The organism is Arthrobacter sp. 10T425 (genome assembly GCF_056393985.1).
Genome location: NZ_JBFTGZ010000003.1, coordinates 304,113 through 325,380 on the forward strand (window position 1 = coordinate 304,113; position 21,268 = coordinate 325,380).

At 67.7% G+C, this 21,268-nt stretch carries 16 protein-coding genes; 1 reads left to right on the forward strand and 15 read right to left on the reverse strand.

Annotated features, from left to right (window positions below; genetic code table 11):
- Nucleotides 1-68: 68 nt before the first annotated feature.
- From AC1DDH_RS05685 to AC1DDH_RS05720, 8 genes are all read right to left on the reverse strand, one after another.
- Nucleotides 69-743, reverse strand: a complete 675-nt coding sequence (locus tag AC1DDH_RS05685) for a response regulator (protein ID WP_230008106.1) — start codon at nucleotides 741-743, stop codon at nucleotides 69-71.
- Nucleotides 740-3,418: a DUF4118 domain-containing protein gene (locus AC1DDH_RS05690; protein WP_476955006.1), complete on the reverse strand. Its 2,679-nt coding sequence runs from the start codon at nucleotides 3,416-3,418 to the stop codon at nucleotides 740-742. The genes AC1DDH_RS05685 and AC1DDH_RS05690 overlap by 4 nt, the downstream gene beginning before the upstream one ends.
- 12 nt (nucleotides 3,419-3,430) lie before the next feature.
- Nucleotides 3,431-4,060, reverse strand: coding sequence for a K(+)-transporting ATPase subunit C (kdpC, locus tag AC1DDH_RS05695; RefSeq protein WP_476955007.1), 630 nt, complete (start codon nucleotides 4,058-4,060; stop codon nucleotides 3,431-3,433).
- Nucleotides 4,061-4,070: 10 nt separating this feature from the next.
- A complete protein-coding gene (gene kdpB, locus AC1DDH_RS05700) occupies nucleotides 4,071-6,209 on the reverse strand; it encodes a potassium-transporting ATPase subunit KdpB (protein ID WP_476874318.1) in 2,139 nt (712 codons plus the stop codon).
- The gene (gene kdpA / locus AC1DDH_RS05705) at nucleotides 6,206-7,873 is read right to left on the reverse strand and encodes a potassium-transporting ATPase subunit KdpA (RefSeq protein WP_476955008.1); all 1,668 of its coding nucleotides are present in this window, start codon (nucleotides 7,871-7,873) and stop codon (nucleotides 6,206-6,208) included. Before kdpA ends, kdpB begins: the two co-directional genes overlap by 4 nt.
- Before the next feature lie 7 nt (nucleotides 7,874-7,880).
- Nucleotides 7,881-7,979, reverse strand: a complete 99-nt coding sequence (locus AC1DDH_RS05710) for a potassium-transporting ATPase subunit F (RefSeq protein WP_344361134.1) — start codon at nucleotides 7,977-7,979, stop codon at nucleotides 7,881-7,883.
- 271 nt (nucleotides 7,980-8,250) lie between these two features.
- Nucleotides 8,251-10,227, reverse strand: a complete 1,977-nt coding sequence (locus tag AC1DDH_RS05715) for an APC family permease (protein WP_476856205.1) — start codon at nucleotides 10,225-10,227, stop codon at nucleotides 8,251-8,253.
- Between the two features lie 130 nt (nucleotides 10,228-10,357).
- Complete coding sequence (locus AC1DDH_RS05720) at nucleotides 10,358-10,978, reverse strand: hypothetical protein (protein WP_476932035.1); 621 nt, start codon at nucleotides 10,976-10,978, stop codon at nucleotides 10,358-10,360.
- A gap of 266 nt (nucleotides 10,979-11,244) precedes the next feature.
- Between AC1DDH_RS05720 and AC1DDH_RS05725 the strand changes: the two genes are divergently transcribed.
- Nucleotides 11,245-13,221 carry an APC family permease gene (locus tag AC1DDH_RS05725; protein WP_476874320.1) on the forward strand — a complete coding sequence of 659 codons (1,977 nt, stop codon included), beginning with the start codon at nucleotides 11,245-11,247 and terminating at the stop codon, nucleotides 13,219-13,221.
- A gap of 135 nt (nucleotides 13,222-13,356) precedes the next feature.
- On the opposite strand, the gene AC1DDH_RS05730 is transcribed toward AC1DDH_RS05725, so the two are convergent.
- From AC1DDH_RS05730 to AC1DDH_RS05760, 7 genes are all read right to left on the reverse strand, one after another.
- The gene (locus AC1DDH_RS05730; RefSeq protein ID WP_009357211.1) at nucleotides 13,357-13,560 is read right to left on the reverse strand and encodes a cold-shock protein; all 204 of its coding nucleotides are present in this window, start codon (nucleotides 13,558-13,560) and stop codon (nucleotides 13,357-13,359) included.
- 147 nt (nucleotides 13,561-13,707) lie between these two features.
- The gene (locus tag AC1DDH_RS05735; RefSeq protein WP_476955009.1) at nucleotides 13,708-14,655 is read right to left on the reverse strand and encodes an alpha/beta fold hydrolase; all 948 of its coding nucleotides are present in this window, start codon (nucleotides 14,653-14,655) and stop codon (nucleotides 13,708-13,710) included.
- Between the two features lie 87 nt (nucleotides 14,656-14,742).
- Nucleotides 14,743-17,538: a PEP/pyruvate-binding domain-containing protein gene (locus AC1DDH_RS05740; protein WP_476955010.1), complete on the reverse strand. Its 2,796-nt coding sequence runs from the start codon at nucleotides 17,536-17,538 to the stop codon at nucleotides 14,743-14,745.
- A 166-nt stretch (nucleotides 17,539-17,704) separates the two neighbouring features.
- Entirely contained in the window at nucleotides 17,705-18,022 is a 318-nt protein-coding gene (locus AC1DDH_RS05745; RefSeq protein WP_079552423.1) for a hypothetical protein, read from the reverse strand.
- Nucleotides 18,023-18,166: 144 nt separating this feature from the next.
- Nucleotides 18,167-19,222 carry a zinc-dependent alcohol dehydrogenase family protein gene (locus AC1DDH_RS05750; protein WP_476851828.1) on the reverse strand — a complete coding sequence of 352 codons (1,056 nt, stop codon included), beginning with the start codon at nucleotides 19,220-19,222 and terminating at the stop codon, nucleotides 18,167-18,169.
- Nucleotides 19,223-19,365: 143 nt separating this feature from the next.
- Nucleotides 19,366-20,562 carry an acetyl-CoA acetyltransferase gene (locus AC1DDH_RS05755; protein ID WP_476851827.1) on the reverse strand — a complete coding sequence of 399 codons (1,197 nt, stop codon included), beginning with the start codon at nucleotides 20,560-20,562 and terminating at the stop codon, nucleotides 19,366-19,368.
- Nucleotides 20,559-21,239: a CoA transferase subunit B gene (locus AC1DDH_RS05760; RefSeq protein WP_476851826.1), complete on the reverse strand. Its 681-nt coding sequence runs from the start codon at nucleotides 21,237-21,239 to the stop codon at nucleotides 20,559-20,561. Before AC1DDH_RS05760 ends, AC1DDH_RS05755 begins: the two co-directional genes overlap by 4 nt.
- Nucleotides 21,240-21,268 lie beyond the last annotated feature (29 nt).

Below are 21,268 nucleotides of genomic sequence, written 5' to 3' on the forward strand. Positions count from 1 at the left end.
ATTGCCGGGTTGCCTGGAGGGAAACGTCAGTGTCATCGACCGCCGGCGTGTCTGCGCGTCAGCGGGACTCAGGGCATGAACCTGTAGCCGATGCCGGCCTCGGTGAGCAGGTGGCGCGGGCTGGCGGTATCCGGCTCCAGCTTGCGCCGCAGTTGCGCCATGTAAACCCGGAGGTAGTTGGTCTCCTTGGCGTAGGCCGGACCCCAGACCCTGGAGAGCAGCTGCTGCTGGGTGATGAGCTTTTCCGGATTGCGGACCAGAACCTCCAGAATCTTCCATTCCGTGGGGGTCAGCCGGACGTCCTCGTGGTCCCTGGTCACCCGGTGCTTGGCAAGGTCCACGGTGAAGGCATCGGTCCTGACCACTGATTCGTGCTCCGGTTCGACGCTGCGGCGCAGCAGGGCGCGCAGCCGGGCCAGGAGCTCGTCCAGGCCGAACGGTTTGGTGATGTAGTCATCCGCGCCGGCGTCGAGCGCCTCAACTTTGTCCTCGGAGCCGTGCCGGGCGGACAGCACCAGAACCGGCACGCTGCTGAAGCCGCGCAGCTCCTTGAGGACGCTGGTCCCGTCAATGTCAGGCAGGCCGAGGTCCAGAATGATGAGTGAGAGCGGGTTCTGAGTGGCCGCCAGCAGTGCTGAGGTCCCGTCGACGGCGGTGGTGACGGCGTAGCCGTTGGCCTGGAGCGTGATCCGGAGGGCCCTGAGCAGATGCGGGTCGTCGTCGACGACGAGGACCGCCGTCATGCTGCGTCCGGTCCGGACGTGACGGGCAGCGCATGACCACGGCGCGCCACCAGCGAGCGGGGCTCGAACGGGGCCTGGGCCCGGTGCCCGTCATACGGGGTCCCCGTCGACAACGGCAGCCGGATAATCATCGTCAGCCCTCCTCCCGGAGTAGCTTCCGCGGTCAGGCTCCCACCCATGGCGTCCGTGAACCCTTTCGCTACCGCAAGCCCGAGCCCGATCCCAGTGGCCTGCGGGGCGTCGTCGAGCCGCTGGAATGGCCGGAACATTTCCAGGACACTCTCCGCAGGGATTCCCCGGCCGTGATCGATGATCCGCAGCTCGCCGGCAGGACGCCCCCCGAGAGTCGCCGGGCTCAGCCCGCCGGCCGCCCCGACCAGGACGATGTCCGAGTCGGGGGCATATTTCACGGCGTTCTCGACGATGTTCGCAATCACCCGCTCCAGCATTCCAGGGTCGGCTTCAATCTCCGGCATGTTTGGAGGCAGGTCCACCCGCACCCTCCCCGCGGGGACGGCGCTCAGGGAACCCGGGATGACCTCATACCAGCGCACGGGTTTGAGCAGGGGATTGACGGCATCCGACGTGATCCGGGACATGTCCAGCAGATTGCCGACCAGCGCGTCCAACCTGTCCGAACACTCCTCTATCGTAGCCAGCAGCTCCTTCTCCTCTTCCTTGGTGAAATGGACGTCGTCGTGCCGAAGTCCGCCGACAGCCAGCTTGATCCCGGCCAGGGGCGTGCGCAGGTCGTGGGAAACGGCCCGGAGGATGGACGTGCGCATCGTGTTGCTCTCGGCCAGGCGCAGCATCTCCCGCCGGCTCGCCACCAGCTGCTGTCGTTCCAGCTGCGCTGCCAGATGAACCCCGAACGCCCCCAGAAGGCGCCGGTCGCTTGCGGGCAGAATCCGTCCGAACAGCACCAGGCGCGTGGAGGCGTCGATTTCTTCGACGTTGTCGCCGGCGGCATCGCTTCCGGTCCAGTCAGCGGACAGGGCAGGAATTTCACCTACGGCGGCCTGGAGACGCCACTGCCGGTCCGGGCTGGCTCCGCTGTCGCCGTCCGCGAGGCCGTAGCCCAGGCTGAAAACAGCAGCACCACGGACCTGGAAAACGCTCAGGGCTTGTTCCAGCAATGCCTGGACCGTGTCCTCCGAGCCGGCGGCACTGCGCGTCAGGTCACCGAGCGTCGTGGCTTCGGCGCGGGCCCGCGCGGCCTCCTTGGAGCGGCGGGCCGATAGGTCGACCACAAGGGCGACGGCGGCCGAGACGCCTACAAACACCAGCAGCGCCAGGAAATTCTGGGGATCGCTGATGGTGAGGTTGCCCAGCGGCGGGGTCGAAAAGTAGTTCACCAGGAGGCTGCTCCACAGTGCGGCCAGGATGGCCGGCCACAACCCGCCGATCAACGCCACCGCCACCGAGCCGGTGAGCTGGACCAGCATGGCCGCAGCCACATTCTGTTCCGGATTCAAGAGCGACAGCAGGAGTTGCAGGACCACCGGGAGCAGCACAGCAAGTCCGAACCCGGCGGCCACCCGGATGCGGCCAAGGTCCCGCTGCCGTGGCGGGCGGGTTCCCCGGCCGCCGAGCGGATGGGAAACCATGTGGACGTCGATGTCGCCGGAATCGCGGACCACCCGGGTGCCGACCCCGCCGCCGAGCAGATTTCCGACCAGGCCGGCGAGCTTTTTGTGCCGCGAGATGCCGACGACGATCTGGGTGGCGTTGACGCTGCGGGCGAAGTCCAGGAGCGCGGCAGCCGGATCCTCGCCGGTCACGATGTGGTAGCTGCCGCCCAGGTCCAGGATCAGGCGGCGCTGGGCTTCCAGCGCCTGGGGCGACTCCTCGGCGAGGCCATCGGCGGACCGGACGTGGACCGCCAGCAGGTCCCCACCGCTGACGCGGTTGAGGATCCTGGCCCCGCGGCGGATCAGGACTTCTCCTTCGGGGCTGCCGGTCAGCCCGACCACGATGCGTTCCCGGGCCGGCCAGCTTTCGTCGATGCCCTGTTCGGCCCGGTACTTGGCCAGGCCCTCGTCCACCCGGTCGGCGAGCCACAGCAAAGCCAGTTCACGCAATGCCGTGAGGTTGCCCAGGCGGAAATAGTTCGAGAGGGCGGCGTCGATCTTGTCGGCAGCGTAGATCTTGCCGTCGCCCAGGCGCTGGCGGAGCAGCTCGGGGGAGATGTCCACGAGGTGGATCTGGTCCGCCTTCCGGACGACGGCGTCCGGCACCGTCTCCGCCTGGTGGACATCGGTGATGGCGCTGACAACGTCGCCCAGGGACGCCAGATGCTGGACGTTGACGGTGGAGAGCACGCTGATGCCGGCATCCAGAAGCGCATCGACGTCCTGCCAGCGCTTGGGATTGCGGCTGCCGGGGATGTTGGAGTGGGCGTATTCGTCCACGATCGCGGTCCCTGGCGCCCGGGCCAGGACAGCGTCGAGGTCCATTTCCTCGAACTCCGTGTCCCGGTAGGGCAGCTTCCGGGGTGGAATGACTTCGAGTCCCGCCAGGAGCGCCCCTGTCTCGCTGCGGCCGTGGTCCATGGCGAACGCGACGACGACGTCCTCGCCGCGCTTGCCGAGCCGGTGGGCCTCTTCGAGCATCTCGTAGGTCTTGCCCACACCCGGCGCGGCGCCCAGGAAGATCCGCAGCGTTCCACGTGCCATGCCGTCATTCTCTCACTTGGATTGTGCCGGCTGCGACGGCAGCGCGGCCGCCGCCACGGCGAGGTTGAGGGCAGTCACGTTGACCGACGGCTGGCCGAGAAACGCGACTAACCCACTGCTGGTGTGCTGCTCCACCAGGGAGGCAACGGCGTCGGTGCTGAGGCCGTTCGCTGCTGCCACCCGCGCAAGCTGCAGTTTGGCGTACTCGGGTGAAATGTCCGGGTCCAGTCCGGAACCGCTGGCCGTCACCGCGTCGGCCGGCACCGCTGCCGCATCCACGCCTTCAGCGGCGGCGACGGCGGCCCGGTTCGCGGCGACGGCCTCGAGCAGTTTCGGATCGTTGGGCCCGAAGTTGGTGGCCGAGGACGACGCCGGGTCCCACGTCACGGCCGAGGGCCGGGGGTGAAACCAGCGCGGGTCCTGAGCGCCGGCGTCGTTAGCGGATGACTGGGCGATCAAGGCAGACGCGGCCGGGTCGCCGGCGGCGTCCTTGATGATGGAGCCGTTCGCCTGATATGGCGCGATGAGCTGTGCGATGCCGAAAACGGCCAGCGGGTAGGCGACGCCGAGGGCCAGTGTGGCAAAGAGCAGGAACCGCAGTGCGGTGCCGGCCTGGCGGAGGTAGCCGGTGAGTGCGTTCATGGGGGTGTTCCTAGCCGATTCCGGGGATGAGGGAAATCATGAGGTCGATGATTTTGATGCCGATGAATGGTGCGATCAGGCCGCCGAGCCCGTAGATCAGCAGGTTCCGCGCCAGCGCCTGGTTGGCGGAGACGGCACGGTATTTGACCCCGCGCAGAGCCAGCGGCACCAGGGCGATGATGATGAGGGCGTTGAAGATCACTGCGGACAGGATGGCTGAGGCCGGGGTGGCCAGGCCCATGATGTTCAGCAGTCCGAGCCCGGGGAAGGCTGCGGTGAAGAGGGCCGGGACGATCGCGAAGTACTTGGCGACGTCGTTGGCGACAGAGAAGGTGGTCAGGGCGCCGCGGGTGATGAGCAGCTGCTTGCCGATGCCGACGATGTTGATGAGTTTGGTGGGGTCGGAGTCGAGGTCGACCATGTTCGCGGCGTCCTTCGCGGCCGGGGTTCCGGAGTTCATGGCGACGCCGACGTCCGCCGCGGCCAGGGCCGGGGCGTCGTTGGTGCCGTCACCGGTCATGGCCACGAGCCGGCCTGCGGCCTGTTCCTTTTTGATGACCGCGAGCTTGTCCTCCGGGGTTGCTTCGGCCAGGAAGTCATCGACGCCGGCCTCGGCGGCGATGGCCTTGGCGGTGATGGGGTTGTCGCCGGTGATCATGACGGTCCGGATGCCCATTTGCCTCAGTTCGGCGAAGCGGGCGTGCATTCCGGGTTTGACGACGTCGGCGAGGTGGATGGTTCCCAGGATGTCCGCCCGGCCGTCCTTGTCCACCTGGGCGACCAGCAGGGGGGTGCCGCCCTGGGCCGAGATTTCCTGTACCCGGTGGTCGACCTCCGCCGGGGTGTGCCCGCCGAAGTCGGCAACGAATGCCGCCACCGTGGTGGCAGCGCCTTTGCGGATCTGCCGGCCGTCAAGGTCCAGGCCGCTCATGCGGGTGCTGGCGCTGAAGGGGACCACGGCAAAATTGCCGGAGGAGCGTTCAAGTGTGGCCAGATCGGACCCGGTCACGCCCTTGTCCGCGGCGAGGTCCAGGATAGAGCGTCCCTCGGGGGTTTCATCGGCCAGACTGCAGACCCGGGCCGCTTCGATCATCCGGGTCCGCTCCACATGGCTGGCGGGGAAGAAATTGACGGCGCGGCGGTTGCCGTAGGTAATAGTTCCGGTCTTGTCCAACAACAGTGTGGTGATGTCCCCGGCGGTCTCCACGGCACGGCCGGAGGTCGCCAGCACATTGTGCTGGACCAGGCGGTCCATGCCGGCGATGCCGATCGCCGGGACAAGGGCGCCGATGGTGGTGGGGATCAGGCAGACCAGCAGGGCGACAAGCACGATCGGAGACGGCGTGGCGCCGGCCAGGGCGGCGAACGGTGCCAGAGACATCGTCACGGCCAGGAACACGATGGTCAGGGACACCAGCAGGACGTGCAGCGCGATTTCGTTGGGAGTCTTCTGCCGCACGGCGCCCTCCACCAGCTTGATCATCCGGTCGATGAAAGTCTGTCCAGGCTCGGCCGTGATGCGGATGACAATCCGGTCCGAGAGGACCCTCGTGCCGCCGGTGACGGAGGACCGGTCACCGCCGGATTCGCGGATCACCGGGGCTGATTCGCCGGTGATGGTCGATTCGTCGACGCTCGCCAGGCCTTCGATGATTTCGCCGTCCGAGGGGATGACGTCCCCGGCCTCGCAGATCACCACATCATTGAGACGCAGCTCCGTGCCGGGCACGTCCCGGGTGGTGCCGTTGGGCTGGCGGAGCCGGGCCTGGACGCCTTTGCGACTGGCGCGGAGGCTGTCGGCCTGGGCTTTGCCCCGGCCCTCGGCGATGGATTCGGACAGCGTGCCAAAGAGGACGGTGAGCCACAGCCAGGCGGTGACCGCGATGCCGAACACCGACGGCCGGTACAGGGAGATCGCCGTGCACAGGCCAGCCCCCACCAGCACGGTGAACATGACCGGGGAATGGATCATCTGCCGCGGGGAGAGTTTGCGGACCGCGAGCGGCAGGGCCGCGAGGACGGACGCGAACGTGAGTTTTGCCGGGGCCTTGGTGTGGTGCTTGTGTTCGCCGGGGGTGCCGAGGGGGTTGCCGTCGGCGTAGGTCTGGGCGTCGGTGTCCGTGGCTAATGCCGTGTGAGACCGGGTCATTTGAGGAGTCCTTCTGCGAGGGGTCCGAGGGCAAGGGCCGGGAAGTAGCTCAGGGCGGTCATGATCACTGTCACGCCGAGCAGCAGCGAGCCGAACAGTGGGCCGTGGGTGGGGACGGTGCCGGCGGAGGCGGGAACCTTGCCCTGACGGGCGAGGGAGCCGGCCAGGGCCAGCACCAGGACAATCGGGAGGAGCCGGCCCAGCAGCATGCCCAGGCCCAGCATGACCGACATGAAGGGGCCGGAGGTGGTGATGCCACCAAACGCGGAGCCGTTGTTGTTGGCCCCGGACGTGAAGGCGTAGAGCACTTCGCTGAACTGGTGGGGACCGGTTGCTGGCGCGTTGGCCATGATGTCCGGCAGCAGGACGGTGATTCCGGACAGGGCCAGCACCAGGGTCGGGGTGACCAGGATGTACATGGCGGCGAGCTTCATTTCCGTCGGGCCGATCTTCTTGCCCAAATACTCCGGGGTGCGCCCGACCATGAGACCTGCGATGAAGACGGAAATGATCGACAGGATCAGCAGGCCGTAGAGCCCGGAACCGGTTCCGCCGGGAGCGACCTCGCCGAGCATCATGTTCACCATGGCTATTCCGCCGGCCAGCGGCGGCAGCGAATCGTGGGCGACGTTGACGGCGCCGGTGGAGGTCAGAGTGGTGGAGGTAGCGAAGATCGCGCTTGGCACGGGGCCGAAGCGCTGTTCAAACCCCTCGCCCAATCCGCTGGCGGCCGCTGTCGCCGTTCCCTGCCCGGCAGCCACGGCCCAACCCATCAGCGAAATCGAAGCCAGCCACAGGGTGCCCATCACGGCGACCACCGTATAGCCCTGCTTCTGGTCGCCCACCATCCGGCCGTAGGCGTAAGGCAACGCCGAGGGGATGAGCAGGATCAGGAACACCTCAAAAAGACTGATGAAGGCGTTGGGGTTTTCGAACGGGTGGGCCGAGTTGGCATTGAAGTAGCCGCCGCCGTTGGTTCCCAGGATCTTGATGGCTTCCTGGGAGGCGACGGGACCGCCGGGAATGGTCTGGCTGACCCCGGACGCCTGGTTGACGACGTCCGTAGGCCAGAAGTTCTGCACCACACCGCCGAGGACCATCACCACAGCCGCGACGAACGCGATCGGCAACAGGACCCGGAACGAGGTCCGGGCCAGGTCCACCCAGAAGTTGCCCAGCCGGTCGGTGCGGGTCCGGGCGATGCCTCGGATCAGGGCGATAACGACGACGATCCCGACGGCGGCAGAAAGGAAGTTCTGCACCGCAAGCAGGGCCATCTGCACAAAGATGCCTACCGTGGTCTCCGGTACATAGGTCTGCCAGTTCGTGTTGGTCACGAACGAAATGGCCGTGTTCATGGCCACCCAAGGATCCACGCCGGGCAGGGATCCGCTGCCCGGCAGGACGCCCTGCAGCCGCTGGAGGCCGAACACGGCCAGAATGGACACGGCCGAGAACGCCAGAACGCTGCGCAGGTAGACGGACCAAGTCTGCTCGGTGTCGGCGTCGACCCCGGCCAGCCGGTAGAAGAGGCGCTCGGGCCGGGATGACGTTTTGCCCTCGAAAACCCGGGCCAGGTAGATGCCCAGGGGCTTGTGCACGGCCGCCAGAACGATGAGGAGGGCCGCCACCTGGGCAGCAAAGGATGCAGCGTTGAACGTCATGATCCGCTCACCACTTTTCCGGGTGGATCAGGACGGCCAGCAGGTAGCCGAAGAGGCACAACCCGGCCAGCAACAGAACGAGCCACATGATCGCGTCGGCGCTCACTTGCCGCTCTCCGGCCGGTCAGCGGCACTGCCGACCATTCCGGCCAGGACGTGGCCGATCCACATGACGAACCCCATGGACACCATGAGGATTCCGATAACAGCCAGGTCGGCCATTGCAGGTTCCTTTCATCCGCGCCCCGTTTGCGGGGCTACTGAAAGTCAATCCCTGCCAAGAGCGAAATAACCGGTTCCTGATGGTTTCTTAACGCCCGGACGGCCGATCTTGACGCAGTCTTAACGGGCGCGGAAAGCGCGCCGTCCCGCGGCCATTAGCCGACGTGGACCCAGGGCCGTTTGGTGACGTCCGGTTCGGCTTCGCGGAGCACTTCGCGCGTGACCGGGGCGATTTCACCTTCGCCGAAGGCCAGGAAGCGCAGCAGGTTGGTGACCGGGTTGCCTTCGGTCCAGCGGAAGTAGATGTGCGGCATCAGCCCGGTGACGTCGCGGATGTGCAGCAGTACGGAAGCGATCGTGTTCGGCACAACTGGCCCGTGGACCTCCAGGATCTGGTACCCGTGCCGGGTGACCCCGTGGACCTCGAGCGCGGTCTCGAAGTCCGAGGAGTCGTCCACGACGACTTCGAGGAACAGCGCCTGGTAGTCCACGGGGAGGTGGCTGACCTCGATCGCGGACGTGAGCTTGTCCAGGTAGGCTTCAGGGCTCAGCCGCAACGGCTCGTGGGCGATGATGGCGATCGGACCTTCCAGGTTGGCGGACATGAACTCCAATGCCTTCCGGTCCATGTGGACATGGGTCGCGTGGAGTTCGAAGGAGCGCCGGATGCGGGAAAGCAGGGAGATCACGATGATGCCCCCGATGAAGAACGCGGCGATCCGGATGCCTTCGGGCCGTTCGATGATGTTGGCCACCGTGGTGTAGATGAACACGACGGCGATGACGCCAAACCCGATAGTGCGTTTGCGCTGTTTCCCGCGCCGGGCGGACAGTGCCACCGCCACCGCGGCGGAGGTCATCAGGACCAGGACGCCTGTGGCGTAAGCGCCGCCCTGGGCGTCGACGTCGGCGTCGAACAGCCAGGTGATCAGGAACCCCACCAGGGTGAACACCAGGACCAGCGGGCGCACGGCCCTTGCCCACCCGGGGGCCATGCCGTACCGGGGCAGGTAGCGCGGCACGAGGTTCAGCAGCCCGGCCATGGCGGAGGCGCCGGCGAACCACAGGATGGCGATGGTGCTCAGATCGTAGACGGTGCCGAATCCGTTTCCCAGGTATTCGTGCGCGAGGTAGGCCAGGGCGCGGCCGTTCGCCGGGCCTCCGGGTTCGAAGTCCTGCGCTGGGATCAGGACCACCGTGGTGAAGCTGGTCGTGATCAGGAAGGCACTCATGATGACGGCGGCAGTTGTCAGCAGCCGGCGGGCACCGTCGATTCGGCCTGCCGGTTTCTCTTCCGTGTCACCGGGGCGTCCCTGGATCTGCGGCATCACGGCCACGCCGGTCTCGAACCCGGACAGGCCCAGGGCCAGCTTGGGGAAGACGAGCAGCGCGATGCCCACCACCATCAGCGGGCTCCCGTGCTGGGTGGTCAGGGCCAGCCACCAGTCGTCCACGGCAACTGGGTGGGTCAATGTTTCGAATATTGTCGTGACTACCACGACGACGTTCAGGCCCAGGTAAATGCCCACCAGGACGACGGCGACGCCGATGGCCTCCTTGAAACCGCGCAGGAACACGGCGGCGAGCAGAGCCAGCAGGAACAGCGTGACCGCGACGTTCTGGCCCTGCATCCAGGCGGGGGCGAACGGGTTCTCGAGCGCGTGCGCTGTTGCGTCCGCAGCGGAAAGCGTCATGGTGATCATGAAGTCGGTGGCGGCGAAACCCAGCAGCACCAGGACGAGCAGTTTCCCGCCCCAACGCGGCATCAGCCGCTCCAGCATGGCGATGGATCCCTCGCCGCGGTGGCTTTCGCCGGCCACCCGGCGGTATACCGGCAGTGCGCCGAACAAGGTCACGGCAACCAGGACCAGCGTGGCCAGCGGCGAAATCACGCCCGCGGCCAGGGCCGCAATGGCCGGCTGGTAGCCCAGCGTGGAGAAGTAATCGACGCCGGTCAGGCACATGACCTGCCACCACGAGTGCTTCTTCAGGTGGCTGTCGCTCACGGCCCCGGGCCCCTGATGGATACCCTTGGCGTCCTGGAGGCCGAACAGCAGCCATTTCCTGAAGTTGTCCCCGGCTCCCGGCCGTGCCGCTGAGGGATCCGAAGGCGGCCTGCTCATCGTGGTCATCTATGCCTCTCCGCGCGATGCCCACCATCGTGTTTACTGCCGACGATAACACCGGAGCCGGGAGCGGCTCCCGCCCCGGGGCCGATCTTGACGGATCTTTAACACCGGCCCGCCGGCGGCGGCACCGGTCTCAGCGGGCTGCGGCGGGGGCGGGGATTTCGATGTAGAGGATGAAACCGGCGGCAGCCGGCAGATACCAGTGCCTGCGGTGCCGTGCGGGCCGGTAGAGGTGTCCGAACGGGTCTGTCACGTGGGCATGCGCCAGCACGTCTTGGCGCCGGAGCTGGACGTCGATGTCCTCGATGCCGGACGGGTGCGAGGCAAGGCCGTCGATGTCGAGAGACCAGGCGCCCCCGGCCGGGGCTGTCCCGCGTTCCAGGGCGAGGGTTTCGAACAGGTCCGAGACCACTTCGTCCCTGGTGGCGGGGTAGAAGCGGCGGAGCCGATGCCCCTCGGGATGCGCGCCTTGTGCGTCCAGCCATGCGTGGCGGAGCCAATGGAATTCCACTTGGCCGCGGGAGGGCCCGAGGACCAGATGACGGTTCGGATCCAGGGCGAGGCGGTAGGCGCTGCCGCTGCGGTCGATGATGCACGCGGCTTCCCCGACGTACTCAAACGCCGCCAGCAGGTCCTGTTCCGACCGGTGATAGGAAAAGTCCCCGCTGTCATCGACGGCGACGAAATCCGGGGCAGTGCCGCCACGGGCCGGAAGGTCGGGCGTGTCGTGTGCCGGCCGGGACGTGGTGTTCATGCTGTTTGGCTCCTGCTGGGGATCGGATTGCGGCCACCGTGGCTGCAGCGTCCTCTTGCTTCATAACATCACCGGCGACGCCCCTCGGGACGGTCCTTAATGCTTTCCATATGCCGGCAGGCCATAAATTTGCGTTCTCTTAATGTGGCGGCTCGCCGTGGGCGTTAAGGAACCATCAGGATTGTTGGCCGGACGGTCGTGACGGCTGCGTGCGCTGGTACTCTCGCGGACGGAAGCGGCGCGATGCGTCGCCTGGAAAGGACTACATGACTACCCTCAGCCGGCCACCGGCAGACCCTTCGGCGCCGCGGCCCGACGCCGGGGAGCACTTCAAGAACTGGCTGCTGTTCGGCCTCCAGGACGCCAAGGGAATCCACCAGGGGCCCGGGGCCGTGAGCGACAGCCACCTGAAGAAACACACATGGTGGCAGGTCATGTGCCTGACCGGCGTGGACTACTTCTCCACGCTGGGCTACCAGCCCGCCATCGCCGCGCTCGCGGCCGGCGTGATTTCGCCGCTGGCCACCCTGGTCCTGGTCGCCGTGACCTTGCTGGGCGCACTGCCGGTGTACCGCCGGGTGGCCGGCGAAAGTCCGCGCGGCGAAGGGTCCATCGCCATGCTGGAGCGGCTGCTGCCGCGGTGGGGCGGGAAACTGCTCGTCCTGGTGCTGCTGGGTTTCGCCGCCACCGACTTCATGATCACCATGACGCTCTCCGCTGCGGACGCAACAGCGCACGCGATCGAGAACCCGTTCGCCCCCGACTGGATCCAAGGCCAGAACGTCGCGGTCACGCTGGTCTTCCTGGCCCTGCTCGCTGCCGTGTTCCTGCGCGGCTTCAAGGAGGCGATCGGCGTCGCCGTCGTCCTGGTGGGCATTTACCTCGGGCTGAACGTCGTCGTGGTCATCACAACGATCATCGAGGTCCTGCAGCACCCGGTGGCGGTCGACAACTGGTGGCTGGCCCTGACCACCCAGCACGGGAGCCCGCTGATGGTGGTGGGGATCGCGCTGCTGGTCTTCCCCAAGCTGGCCCTGGGCCTGTCCGGCTTCGAGACCGGCGTCGCCGTGATGCCGCAGATCCGCGGCCACGTCAAGGACACCGAGGAGAACCCTGAGGGCCGGATCAAGGGTGCACGCCGGCTGCTGACGACGGCGGCCCTGATCATGAGTGCGTTCCTTGTCACCACGAGCTTCACCACGGTGGTGCTGATCCCGGCGCAGGAGTTCCAGCCGGGCGGGCAGGCGAACGGCCGCGCGCTGGCCTATCTCGCGCACGAGTACCTGGGAAACGGATTCGGCACCGTCTATGACCTGAGCACCATTGCCATCCTGTGGTTTGCCGGCGCTTCCGCCATGGCCGGGCTGCTGAACCTCGTGCCGCGCTATCTGCCCCGGTACGGCATGGCCCCGGAATGGGCCCGGGCGGTCAGGCCGCTGGTCCTGGTGTTCACGCTGGTGGGGTTCGTGATCACCTGGCTGTTCGACGCCGACGTCGATGCCCAGGGCGGTGCCTACGCCACCGGTGTCCTGGTCCTGATGACGTCGGCGGCGATTGCCGTGACGTTGTCCGCGCGCGGCCGACAGCAGCGCAAGCGCACCATCGGGTTCGGCATCATTGCCGTCGTGTTCATCTACACCACGGTGGTCAACATCTTCGAGCGGCCCGAAGGCATCCGGATCGCCGCGTTCTTTATCATCGGGATCATCGTGATCTCCCTGCTCTCGCGCATCCGGCGCTCCTTCGAGCTCCATGCCACGCATGTGCGGATGGACACCCCGGCCCTGGAATTCCTGGCCGCCAATGAATCCGGCCCGATCGCGATCATCGCCCACGAGCCGCTGCGTCTCACTGCCCAGGCGTACCTGGACAAGCTCACGTCCGCGATCGAGGTCAGCCACCTGCCGCTGGACTCCCAGGCACTGTTCCTCGAAGTGGTGGTGGACGACTCCTCCGACTTTGAGACCGCGCTCGAGGTCCGCGGGGTCAGCCGGCACGGGTACCAGATCCTGGAGGTCCACGGACCTGTTGTGCCGAACACGATCGCCTCCGTGCTGCTGCACATCCGCGACGTCACCGGGCTGATGCCGCACATCTACTTCCGCTGGACTGAGGGAAACCCGTTCACCAACCTCCTGCGGTTCCTGGCTTTCGGCGAAGGCGAGATCGCCCCGGTGACGCGCGAAGTGCTGCGCGAGGCCGAGCCGGACGTCACCCGGCGTCCGTGGGTTCACGTCGGCTGAGACCGCGCCCGGCGGCAGGCGCAAGGCCACAAGTGCCTCGAACACAAACGCCCCTCCGGAGGAATCCTCCGGAGGGGCGTTGTGGTCTTCGGGGAAAGTGTCCCGGCCAGGCGGCCGGGGCTTTTTCCGGAGTACTTAGAGCGGGCGGATGTTCTCAGCCTGCGGGCCCTTCGGGCCCTGCGTGACGTCGAATTCAACCTTCTGGTTCTCGTCCAGCGAACGGTAGCCGCTGGTAGCGATTGCCGAGTAGTGGGCGAAAACGTCGGCCGACCCGTCATCCGGGGCAATGAAGCCAAAACCCTTTTCGGCGTTGAACCATTTAACTGTGCCTGTAGCCATGCCTTTATCCTTCTGAAATGCTGCTGATCTCCGGCGGCCATAAGGCCAACGGCTGCGGAGACATTCGTCCGCTGTCCCCAACGTACGGTGCGACGGGCCGCGGTGCAAGGGTCTGACGGGGGTCTTCGTCCCGGCCGGCCGCTTTCGTCAGGCCGAGACGGTGGCGTCGAAGAGCGCAATCAGGTCCCGGCTGATCTGGTACGGCGAGGTCTCGGACGGGCTGTGGCCCGCGCGGTAGACCGAAATCCGCGCACCGATCGACTGCGCGAAGCTCCGGTGCAACGCCAGCGGCCAGAGGTCGTGTTCGCCGACTGCGACAAGCTTTGGCAGCGTCGCGGCCGCCAGCACCCGCCGCAGATCCGGGGTGTGCTTCATAAGGCCGATGATGTCGACCACCGAGGCGCGGCGCGTGAACGCGAACCGGCTCCTGACGAACCGCAGCCGCTGCGGCGCCACCCGGGCAATATTGCTGCGGATGCCCCAAATCATTAATGCGGTGCCGACCCTGGAGGTGACCCAACAGCTGACCCAGCCAGCCAGGCGCACGTAGCGGAGGCTCTGCCCCGGCTCCGGCGGGCAGCTGATGAGGGTCAGACTGCGGAACTTTTCTGGCCGCTGGACGAACGCCAGCTGGGCAACCACCGCCGCGAAGGAATACCCCACGACGTGCACCGCGCCTTGATCGGTGTCCAGCATGGCCAGGAGATCGTCGCGGAACAGCTCGTAGTCGTAGCAATTCCGGGGCGGAACGAGGTTTTCGGGCCCGGCCCGGGCGGATTCGTACTGCCCGGCGATGTCGCAGCTGAGGACGAAGTATCCGGCCGCGGCGAGCTCGGGCAGCATGAGGATGAAGTCTTCCTTGGAGCCGGTCGCGCCCGGGACTAGCAGGACGCGCGGCTTCCCGGGATCTCCGGCAGCGATCGTCGCCAAGGTCCCGCTCGGTGCCTCGAACTCACCGCGCATCACGCCTGCCGGAAGGACGGCCCAGTCGAAGTCGGGCAACGCGGCGTCCCGGCGGGCGGCATCGTCCACCAGCCCCGAACCAAAGCCCTCGGGAACCGGGCCGCCCTGTGCGTTACTGCCGGCAGACGCCATCTAGCTAACATAGCCCCCTGCTGGCGGCGTGGCGGAGGTCCCGCTGCAATTCGAAGGCCCGGCGCCGGCCGGTCCGGAGGTTCACGCTCAGCCAGCCAGGCTGCCGGCGGCCGTCGCAGGGGAGAGCGGGGAATCCACCTGCCGCACCGTTCCGGCCGATCCGTCCACGGTCACGGTCTCACCGGTCCGCAAACGGGTGGTCGCGTCCGGCACGCCCACCACCGCCGGGATGCCGTATTCGCGGGCCACCACGGCGCCGTGCGAGATCACCCCGCCCATTTCCATCACCAAGGCGCCGGCCGTCATGAACAGCGGCGTCCAGCCGGGGTCGGTGGAGGGTGCCACAAGGATTTCCCCGGGCTCAAGGTGCGCGCCCACCGGATCCAGGATGACCCGGACCGTTCCGGTGGCGGTGCCGGCCGACGCCGGTGTCCCGGCGAGGGCGCCGGAAGCGGGGGACTTGGCCATCACGGCCGCCTCGACGTCCGTGCCGTCGGAGAGCAGGAGCCGGGGAATCCGGCGCCGGCGCAGTTCGACGTCGTAGATCCGGTGGCGGCCCGCGACGATGCCCTTGAGGTCGGCACCCCGCAAACCCACACGGACCTCGTCGAATTCCAGGAAATACACGTCGTCCGCGGCGGCGATCGCACCGGACCGGGCCAGCTCGATGCCGATCGCGTTGAGCTGGCGGTGCATTTCCGCGAGGGCGAGGATGATGTAGAACTTGGGCAGTTCGCGCAGTCCGGACAGCTGGCGGGTCCGGCGCAGGCAGAATTCCACCAGCCGGGCACGGATCCGGCTCCGGACCCTGGTCCGTTCCACCAGGCTGCGGATCCTGGCCTCGGCATGTTCCTCGGCGCGGGCGAACTGCCGGTCGGGCGCCTGCTCGGGGTCGGCCACATGAAGGTAGTTCGAGATCATCCCGAGGATATGGTCCGGCTTCTCCGACCACCGCGGCATGCCAAGGTCGATCTCCGCCACGGCGCGGTGGCCGTAGCGGTCCAGGAACCCGTGCAGGCCGGTCTGTGCCACTGCGGGCAGCGAGCCGGCCTGGTACAGGGCGGCCAGTTCCCTTGGCCCGTGGGCCAGGAACACCTCCCGGGACGCGGCATGCGCGCCGATGGTGACGGCCAGTTGCCAGAGCTCGAGGTCCATCTCGGTGGTGACATTGTTGGGCAGACCCCGCAACACGGCCTCGAGTTCCCGCGGTGCCGCGATGCCGCGCAGCAGCCTGCGCGCCCCGGCCAGCATGAGGTACCCAACGGACGGTCCGGGCAGCGTCGCCAGGATCAGCCCGTCCACGGTGTTCTCCAGGATGCGCTGGGCGTGATCGAGCCGGCCAAAAGTGGTGGCCGGCTCCGGCAGGACAAGCTCGGATTGAAGTCGATTTCCGTAATCGAAGGCGCGGCGCAGTTCGGCGGACGGCCGCACCGCGGCCCGCACCAGGGACGGAAGCAGCCGGACCGTCAGGCCCAGGCCGGCCATGGTTCCGGGATCGCGCCCTGCGCTATTGCCCGCTGCGCCGCTGCCAGTCCCCGCCTGTCGGGGGGCCAGCCTGCCCGCTGCACCGTGCCGTGCCCGCCGGGACGGCCGTTTGCGCACGCCGAACCGCGGGTCATCCAGGAGTGCCGGAAAAACCGCGCCGGACCTGCCGTCCGCCAGCGGCAGCATCCGCAGCAGGTAGCGGCGGCCGTACCTGTTGCGCACCATGGGCGTCACGTCGACATACATCCGCAATCCCGGGTTGACGTACCGCCACGGCCCGTTGCGGTTCCGCATTGAGCCCAGCACGGAGAGCCCCATGGGGGTCAGGGGCCTGGTCAGGCCCTGGAGCAAGGTGCCGCACAGGTAGACGCGGGGGTCGGCGTCGGCCCCTGCCTCCGCGCCGAGCGGTTCGGCGGCCGCAGGCTCCGGCAGCGGATACAACGTCGTGATGGGCCGCGACTGGGTCACCCAGATCCTGCCCGCTGCGTCGATCACCCATTCCACATCCTGGGGTGTACCGAACAGCCGCTGGACGGTATCGCCGAGGGCCGTGAGTTCGCTGATCCGGGCGTCGTCCAGGCTCGGCCGCCGCCGGACTGCCGTCCCCTTCGGTGAACGGAGAAGGATGCGTCCCGTGGCCGTATCCACGACGAAATGGTCCGGGTTCACGCTGCCGGAGACCACCGCCTGGCCGGGCCCCGCGCTCGCATCGATGACCGTTTCAGTCCGGGTGCCCGTCACGGGATTGGCGGTGAAGAGCACGCCGGCGCTGGTGGCGGTGATGAGGTCCTGGACGACGACGGCGAGCCCCACCTCACGGTGGCTGATCCCGTTGGCGGCGCGGTAGGCCACGGCCCGTTCGGTCCAGAGTGAGGCCCAGCAGCGCCGGACCGACTCGACCACGGCGTCGGCTCCGGAGATGTTCAGGAAGGAATCCTGCTGGCCGGCGAAGCTGGCGAAGGGCAGGTCCTCGGCGGTGGCGGAGGACCTGACCGCCACTGTGGCCCGGCTGCCGAGCGCGGCATACGCGCCGCGAAGGGCGGCATCGACGTCGGCGGGAATCGGCGCGGTCACGATCATTTCCCGCGCCTGCCGGGCCAGTTCGCCCAGGTCCGGTCCGGGCCGGGCCAACCCGGGGCGGCCTGGCTGGCCGGGGCGGGAGCCGCCGTCGCCTGGTTCGCCGTTGTCTGTTTCGTCATCGTTCGAAGGGCCGGGCCGCGCGGCGTCCAGCCGGGCCGCCAGCGCGACCAGTTCGGCCGGGGCCGCCTTTCGGTAGGCAACCGTGGTGAGGCAGAATCCACGGGGTACGCGGAATCCGGCGGCCGTGAGCTTGCCGAGGTTCAGGGCCTTTCCGCCCACGAGCGGCAGGGGAGCGGAACCCAGTGCGCTGAGATCCATGACGAGACTTTCCGGCGCCCTGCCATCTGCAGAACCCATTTCCCTGCTCCCACGTCCTGTCCGCGTCTTCAATCCACGTGTTCACGCCACGTATTCAAGCCGCGGGCGGCCTCCGGGTCCTGAGTCCGGCGGCGCGGCGGCACCTCCGCCAAGCGAGCCTGCCGGCCTACTGGCCGGCGTCGGCCTCGCCGGTGTCTTCCCACATAAGATCCAGGTTGCGGAAGACCGGAGGGCCGTCGCACAGGGCGGCCATCTGCGCGGCGAATTCGGAGGTCTCGGGCCGGTTGGAGTTCTCCATGGCCGACTCGTAGGAGTCGAATTCCACGATCGTGAGGTACGTTCCGGGGCGGTCGCGGTCTGCGGTGGCCATGATGCGGCGGAAGGTCGGGGCAGTGGTTCCCTCCGTCCTGGAGGGCCGGCCGAGTTGCTCGATCTCCTCAATGCGGGAGGTCTGAAATTCGATGATCTGCACGAACCTGGCCATGACGGCTCCCTTGACGGCGGCGGATGCTGATGCGCTTCACGCTAGACCCTCGTCCTTGCCCGTGCAAGGGCGGGAGCTAGCAGTACAGCTAGGCCGGCGCGGGCGGCCGCGCGGGTGCAAGCGCGGCCGCCGTCGAGATCCCGGCTAGGGGGTCAGGAGGACCTTGATGGCGCGCCGTTCGTCCATCGCGCGGTAGGCCTCGGGTGCCTCCTCAAGCGGCATGACCGAGTCGAACACGCGGCCCGGATTGATGGTGCCGTTCAGCACGTCCGCCAGCAGTTCCGGGATGTACGTCCTGGCCGGGGCCATGCCGCCGCCGATCGAGATGTTGGTGTCGAACAGGAAGCGCAGCGGGGCTTCGGCGCCGCCGGTGGGGACGCCGACAAAGCCGAGGGCGCCGCCAGGGCGGACGCTGTGCAGGGCCTGTTCCATGGATTCCTTGGTCCCCACGCACTCCAGCACGGAGTCGGCGAGCACACCGCCAAGCAATTCGCGGACCTTGGCGACGCCCTCGTCCCCGCGTTCGGCGACGATGTCCGTGGCCCCGAATTCGCGGGCGATCGCCTGGCGGTCGGCGTGCCGTGACATGGCGATGATCCGCTCCGCGCCGAGGCGCTTGGCGGCCAGGACGCCGCAGAGCCCGACGGCACCGTCGCCGACCACCACGACCGTCCGGCCGGGACCGGCCTTGGCCGCGAGGGCTGCGTGGTGGCCGGTGGCCATGACGTCTGAGAGCGTGAGCAGGCTGGCGCGGAGGGCGTCGTCCGGGTCGGTGACGCCCGGGACCTTGACCAGCGTGGACTCGGCGAGCGGTACGCGCACGGCCTGGCCCTGGCCGCCGTCGATCCCGTGGCCGGTGTCATCCTTGCCGCCCCAGCCGGCGAGGTGGTCGCAGGCGACCGTGACGCCGTCGAGGCACTGCGGGCACGCGCCGCAGCTGACCACGAACGGGGCGATCACGTAGTCGCCCACGGCGAGGTCTTTGATGTCGTCGCCGATGCTTTCGACCGTCCCGATGAACTCGTGCCCGATCGCGGACGGCTTGTGGGTGGGCTTGACCCCGCGGTACGGCCAGAGGTCCGAGCCGCAGACGCAGGAGGCGGTGACCTTCACGATGACGTCGGTGGGCAGCTGGAGGGTGGGGTAGTCGCGGTCTTCGACTCGGATGTCGCCGGGACCGTGGATGATGGTGGCGCGCATGGGTGCTCCTCGCATTGTGGTGGATGGGCTGGGAACGAGTTTAGTCCCGTGGCATGCCGGCCACGTAGGCGAGGACAAGCAACGCGGGGTCAGATACGGCCCATCAAGCCGCCCGGCATGGGCTGTATCTGACCCGCGTTGCTTTAGAGGGCTTCGAGCACGCTGACGTAGTTGGCGATGCCCACGCCGCCCATGTTCTGCACCGCGGCCCGGCGCGGGTTGGCCAGCTGCATGTCGCCGGCGGTCCCGGTGAGCTGCATCGCGGCGATGACGTGCTGGGAGACGCCGGTGGCGCCGACGGGGTGGCCCTTGGCCTTGAGCCCGCCCGATACGTTTACCGGCAGCTTGCCGTCCTTGAAGACCCAGCCTTCTTCCAGCGCCCGGGCGCCCTGGCCGCGTTCGGTCAGCCCCATGGCCTCGTACATGAGCAGTTCGGCAATGGTGAAGCAGTCGTGGACTTCCGCGAAGTCGAGCTCCTCCAGCCCGACGCCGGCCATCCCCAGGGCCCGCTGCCAGGAGGCGCGTGTGGCGGCGAATTCGGTCGGGTCCCGGCGCTCGGCGGGGAAGAAATCGTTCGCCTGGCCGAAGCCGGCGAGCCGCACCGGGGCGGTTGCCCCGCCGGTAGGGGCAACGCTGAGGACGACGGCGGCGGCGCCGTCGGAGACGGGGGAGCAGTCGGTGCGGCGCAGCGGATCGGCCACCATCGGGTTCTTGTCCGAGACGGTGCGGCAGAACTCCTCGCCGAGGTCCTTGCGTAGCTGGGCGTAGGGGTTGTCGACGCCGTTGCGGTGGTTCTTCGCCGCGATGGTGCCCAGGACGTCGCCGAGCTTTCCGTTGCTGTCGCCGTAGCGCTTGCCGTAGTGCTTCGCGACCTCCGCGAAGAGCCCGGTGAACCCGGTGGTGGAGGGCTTGCCGGCCATGTCGTAGTCCGCGCCGAGCAGGGCCGCGCCCACGACGTCGGCCCCGGCGTGGGTCATCTTTTCGGCGCCGATCACCAGGACGGTCTTCGCGGTGCCGGCAAGCAGGGACTTGGTGCCCTGCTGGAATGCGGCCGAGCCGGAGGCGCAGGCGTTCTCCACCCGAGTGGAGGGAACGTTGGCCAGTTGATCCGAGACCTGCAGTGCGAGGGAGGACGGGAAGGCCAGCGGCATCATGCCGGAGTTGAACTGGCCGAGGTAAATCTCATCGATCTGGCCGGGCTCGATCCCGGCGTTGCCGATCGCCTCGGTGGCGACCTGCACGATCAGGGACTCCAGGGTTTCTTCGCTCAGCTTGCCGAACCGACTGTGGCCCCAGCCGGTGAGCAGGACGTCCTTGCCGAACTGGTCTTTGAGGCTCATGCCGTCGCTCCTTCAAATTCGAGCGCGACATCGAAGTCGGCTTCGGTTTTTTCGCGGATTTCCTCCACGGTGACGCCGGGCGCGAGGCGCCTGAGCGTGAGCTTCCGCCCGCCGCCTGCTTTGTGTTCATTCTTCACAAGGTCGAAGACCGCGAGGTCGCTGATGATGCGGTCCACACAGCTGAGCCCGGTGAGCGGCAGCGTGCATTCCTTGACGATCTTGGCGCTGCCGTCCTTGGCGTTGTGCTCGGTCAGGACCACGACGCGCGGGGTGCCGGCCACGAGGTCCATGGCGCCTCCCATGCCCTTGACCATCTTGCCGGGGATGGTCCAGTTGGCGAGGTCGCCGGCACCGGAGACCTGCATGGCACCGAGGATCGCGACCTTCACGTGGCCGCCGCGGATCATGCCGAAGGACGTCGCGGAGTCGAAGATGCTGCCGCCGGGCAGGACCGTGACGGTCTGCTTGCCGGCGTTGATCAGGTCCGCGTCTTCCTCGCCCTCGAAGGGGAACGGGCCCATGCCGAGGAGGCCGTTCTCGCTCTGCAGGACAACGCGGACGCCGTCGGGCAGGTTGTTGGCCACCAGCGTGGGGATGCCGATGCCAAGGTTGACGTAGTCGCCGTCGTTCAGTTCTTCGGCCGCGATTGCGGCCATTTCATCTCGGGTCCAGGCCATGGTGGTTCTCCTTGGAAAGTCAGGGTGCA

What these genes read in the sequence shown, in the direction of transcription:
- AC1DDH_RS05690 (WP_476955006.1), bottom strand. Translation starts at nt 3,418, where the DNA reads ATGGCACGTGGAACGCTGCGGATCTTCCTGGGCGCCGCGCCGGGTGTG.
- AC1DDH_RS05730 (WP_009357211.1), bottom strand. Translation starts at nt 13,560, where the DNA reads ATGGCTACAGGCACAGTTAAATGGTTCAACGCCGAAAAGGGTTTTGGC.
- kdpB (WP_476874318.1), bottom strand. Translation starts at nt 6,209, where the DNA reads ATGACCCGGTCTCACACGGCATTAGCCACGGACACCGACGCCCAGACC.
- AC1DDH_RS05745 (WP_079552423.1), bottom strand. Translation starts at nt 18,022, where the DNA reads ATGGCCAGGTTCGTGCAGATCATCGAATTTCAGACCTCCCGCATTGAG.
- AC1DDH_RS05735 (WP_476955009.1), bottom strand. Translation starts at nt 14,655, where the DNA reads ATGGCGTCTGCCGGCAGTAACGCACAGGGCGGCCCGGTTCCCGAGGGC.
- AC1DDH_RS05750 (WP_476851828.1), bottom strand. Translation starts at nt 19,222, where the DNA reads ATGCGCGCCACCATCATCCACGGTCCCGGCGACATCCGAGTCGAAGAC.
- kdpA (WP_476955008.1), bottom strand. Translation starts at nt 7,873, where the DNA reads ATGACGTTCAACGCTGCATCCTTTGCTGCCCAGGTGGCGGCCCTCCTC.
- AC1DDH_RS05725 (WP_476874320.1), top strand. Translation starts at nt 11,245, where the DNA reads ATGACTACCCTCAGCCGGCCACCGGCAGACCCTTCGGCGCCGCGGCCC.
- AC1DDH_RS05760 (WP_476851826.1), bottom strand. Translation starts at nt 21,239, where the DNA reads ATGGCCTGGACCCGAGATGAAATGGCCGCAATCGCGGCCGAAGAACTG.
- AC1DDH_RS05740 (WP_476955010.1), bottom strand. Translation starts at nt 17,538, where the DNA reads ATGGATCTCAGCGCACTGGGTTCCGCTCCCCTGCCGCTCGTGGGCGGA.
- AC1DDH_RS05755 (WP_476851827.1), bottom strand. Translation starts at nt 20,562, where the DNA reads ATGAGCCTCAAAGACCAGTTCGGCAAGGACGTCCTGCTCACCGGCTGG.
- AC1DDH_RS05720 (WP_476932035.1), bottom strand. Translation starts at nt 10,978, where the DNA reads ATGAACACCACGTCCCGGCCGGCACACGACACGCCCGACCTTCCGGCC.
- AC1DDH_RS05715 (WP_476856205.1), bottom strand. Translation starts at nt 10,227, where the DNA reads ATGACCACGATGAGCAGGCCGCCTTCGGATCCCTCAGCGGCACGGCCG.
- kdpC (WP_476955007.1), bottom strand. Translation starts at nt 4,060, where the DNA reads ATGAACGCACTCACCGGCTACCTCCGCCAGGCCGGCACCGCACTGCGG.
- AC1DDH_RS05685 (WP_230008106.1), bottom strand. Translation starts at nt 743, where the DNA reads ATGACGGCGGTCCTCGTCGTCGACGACGACCCGCATCTGCTCAGGGCC.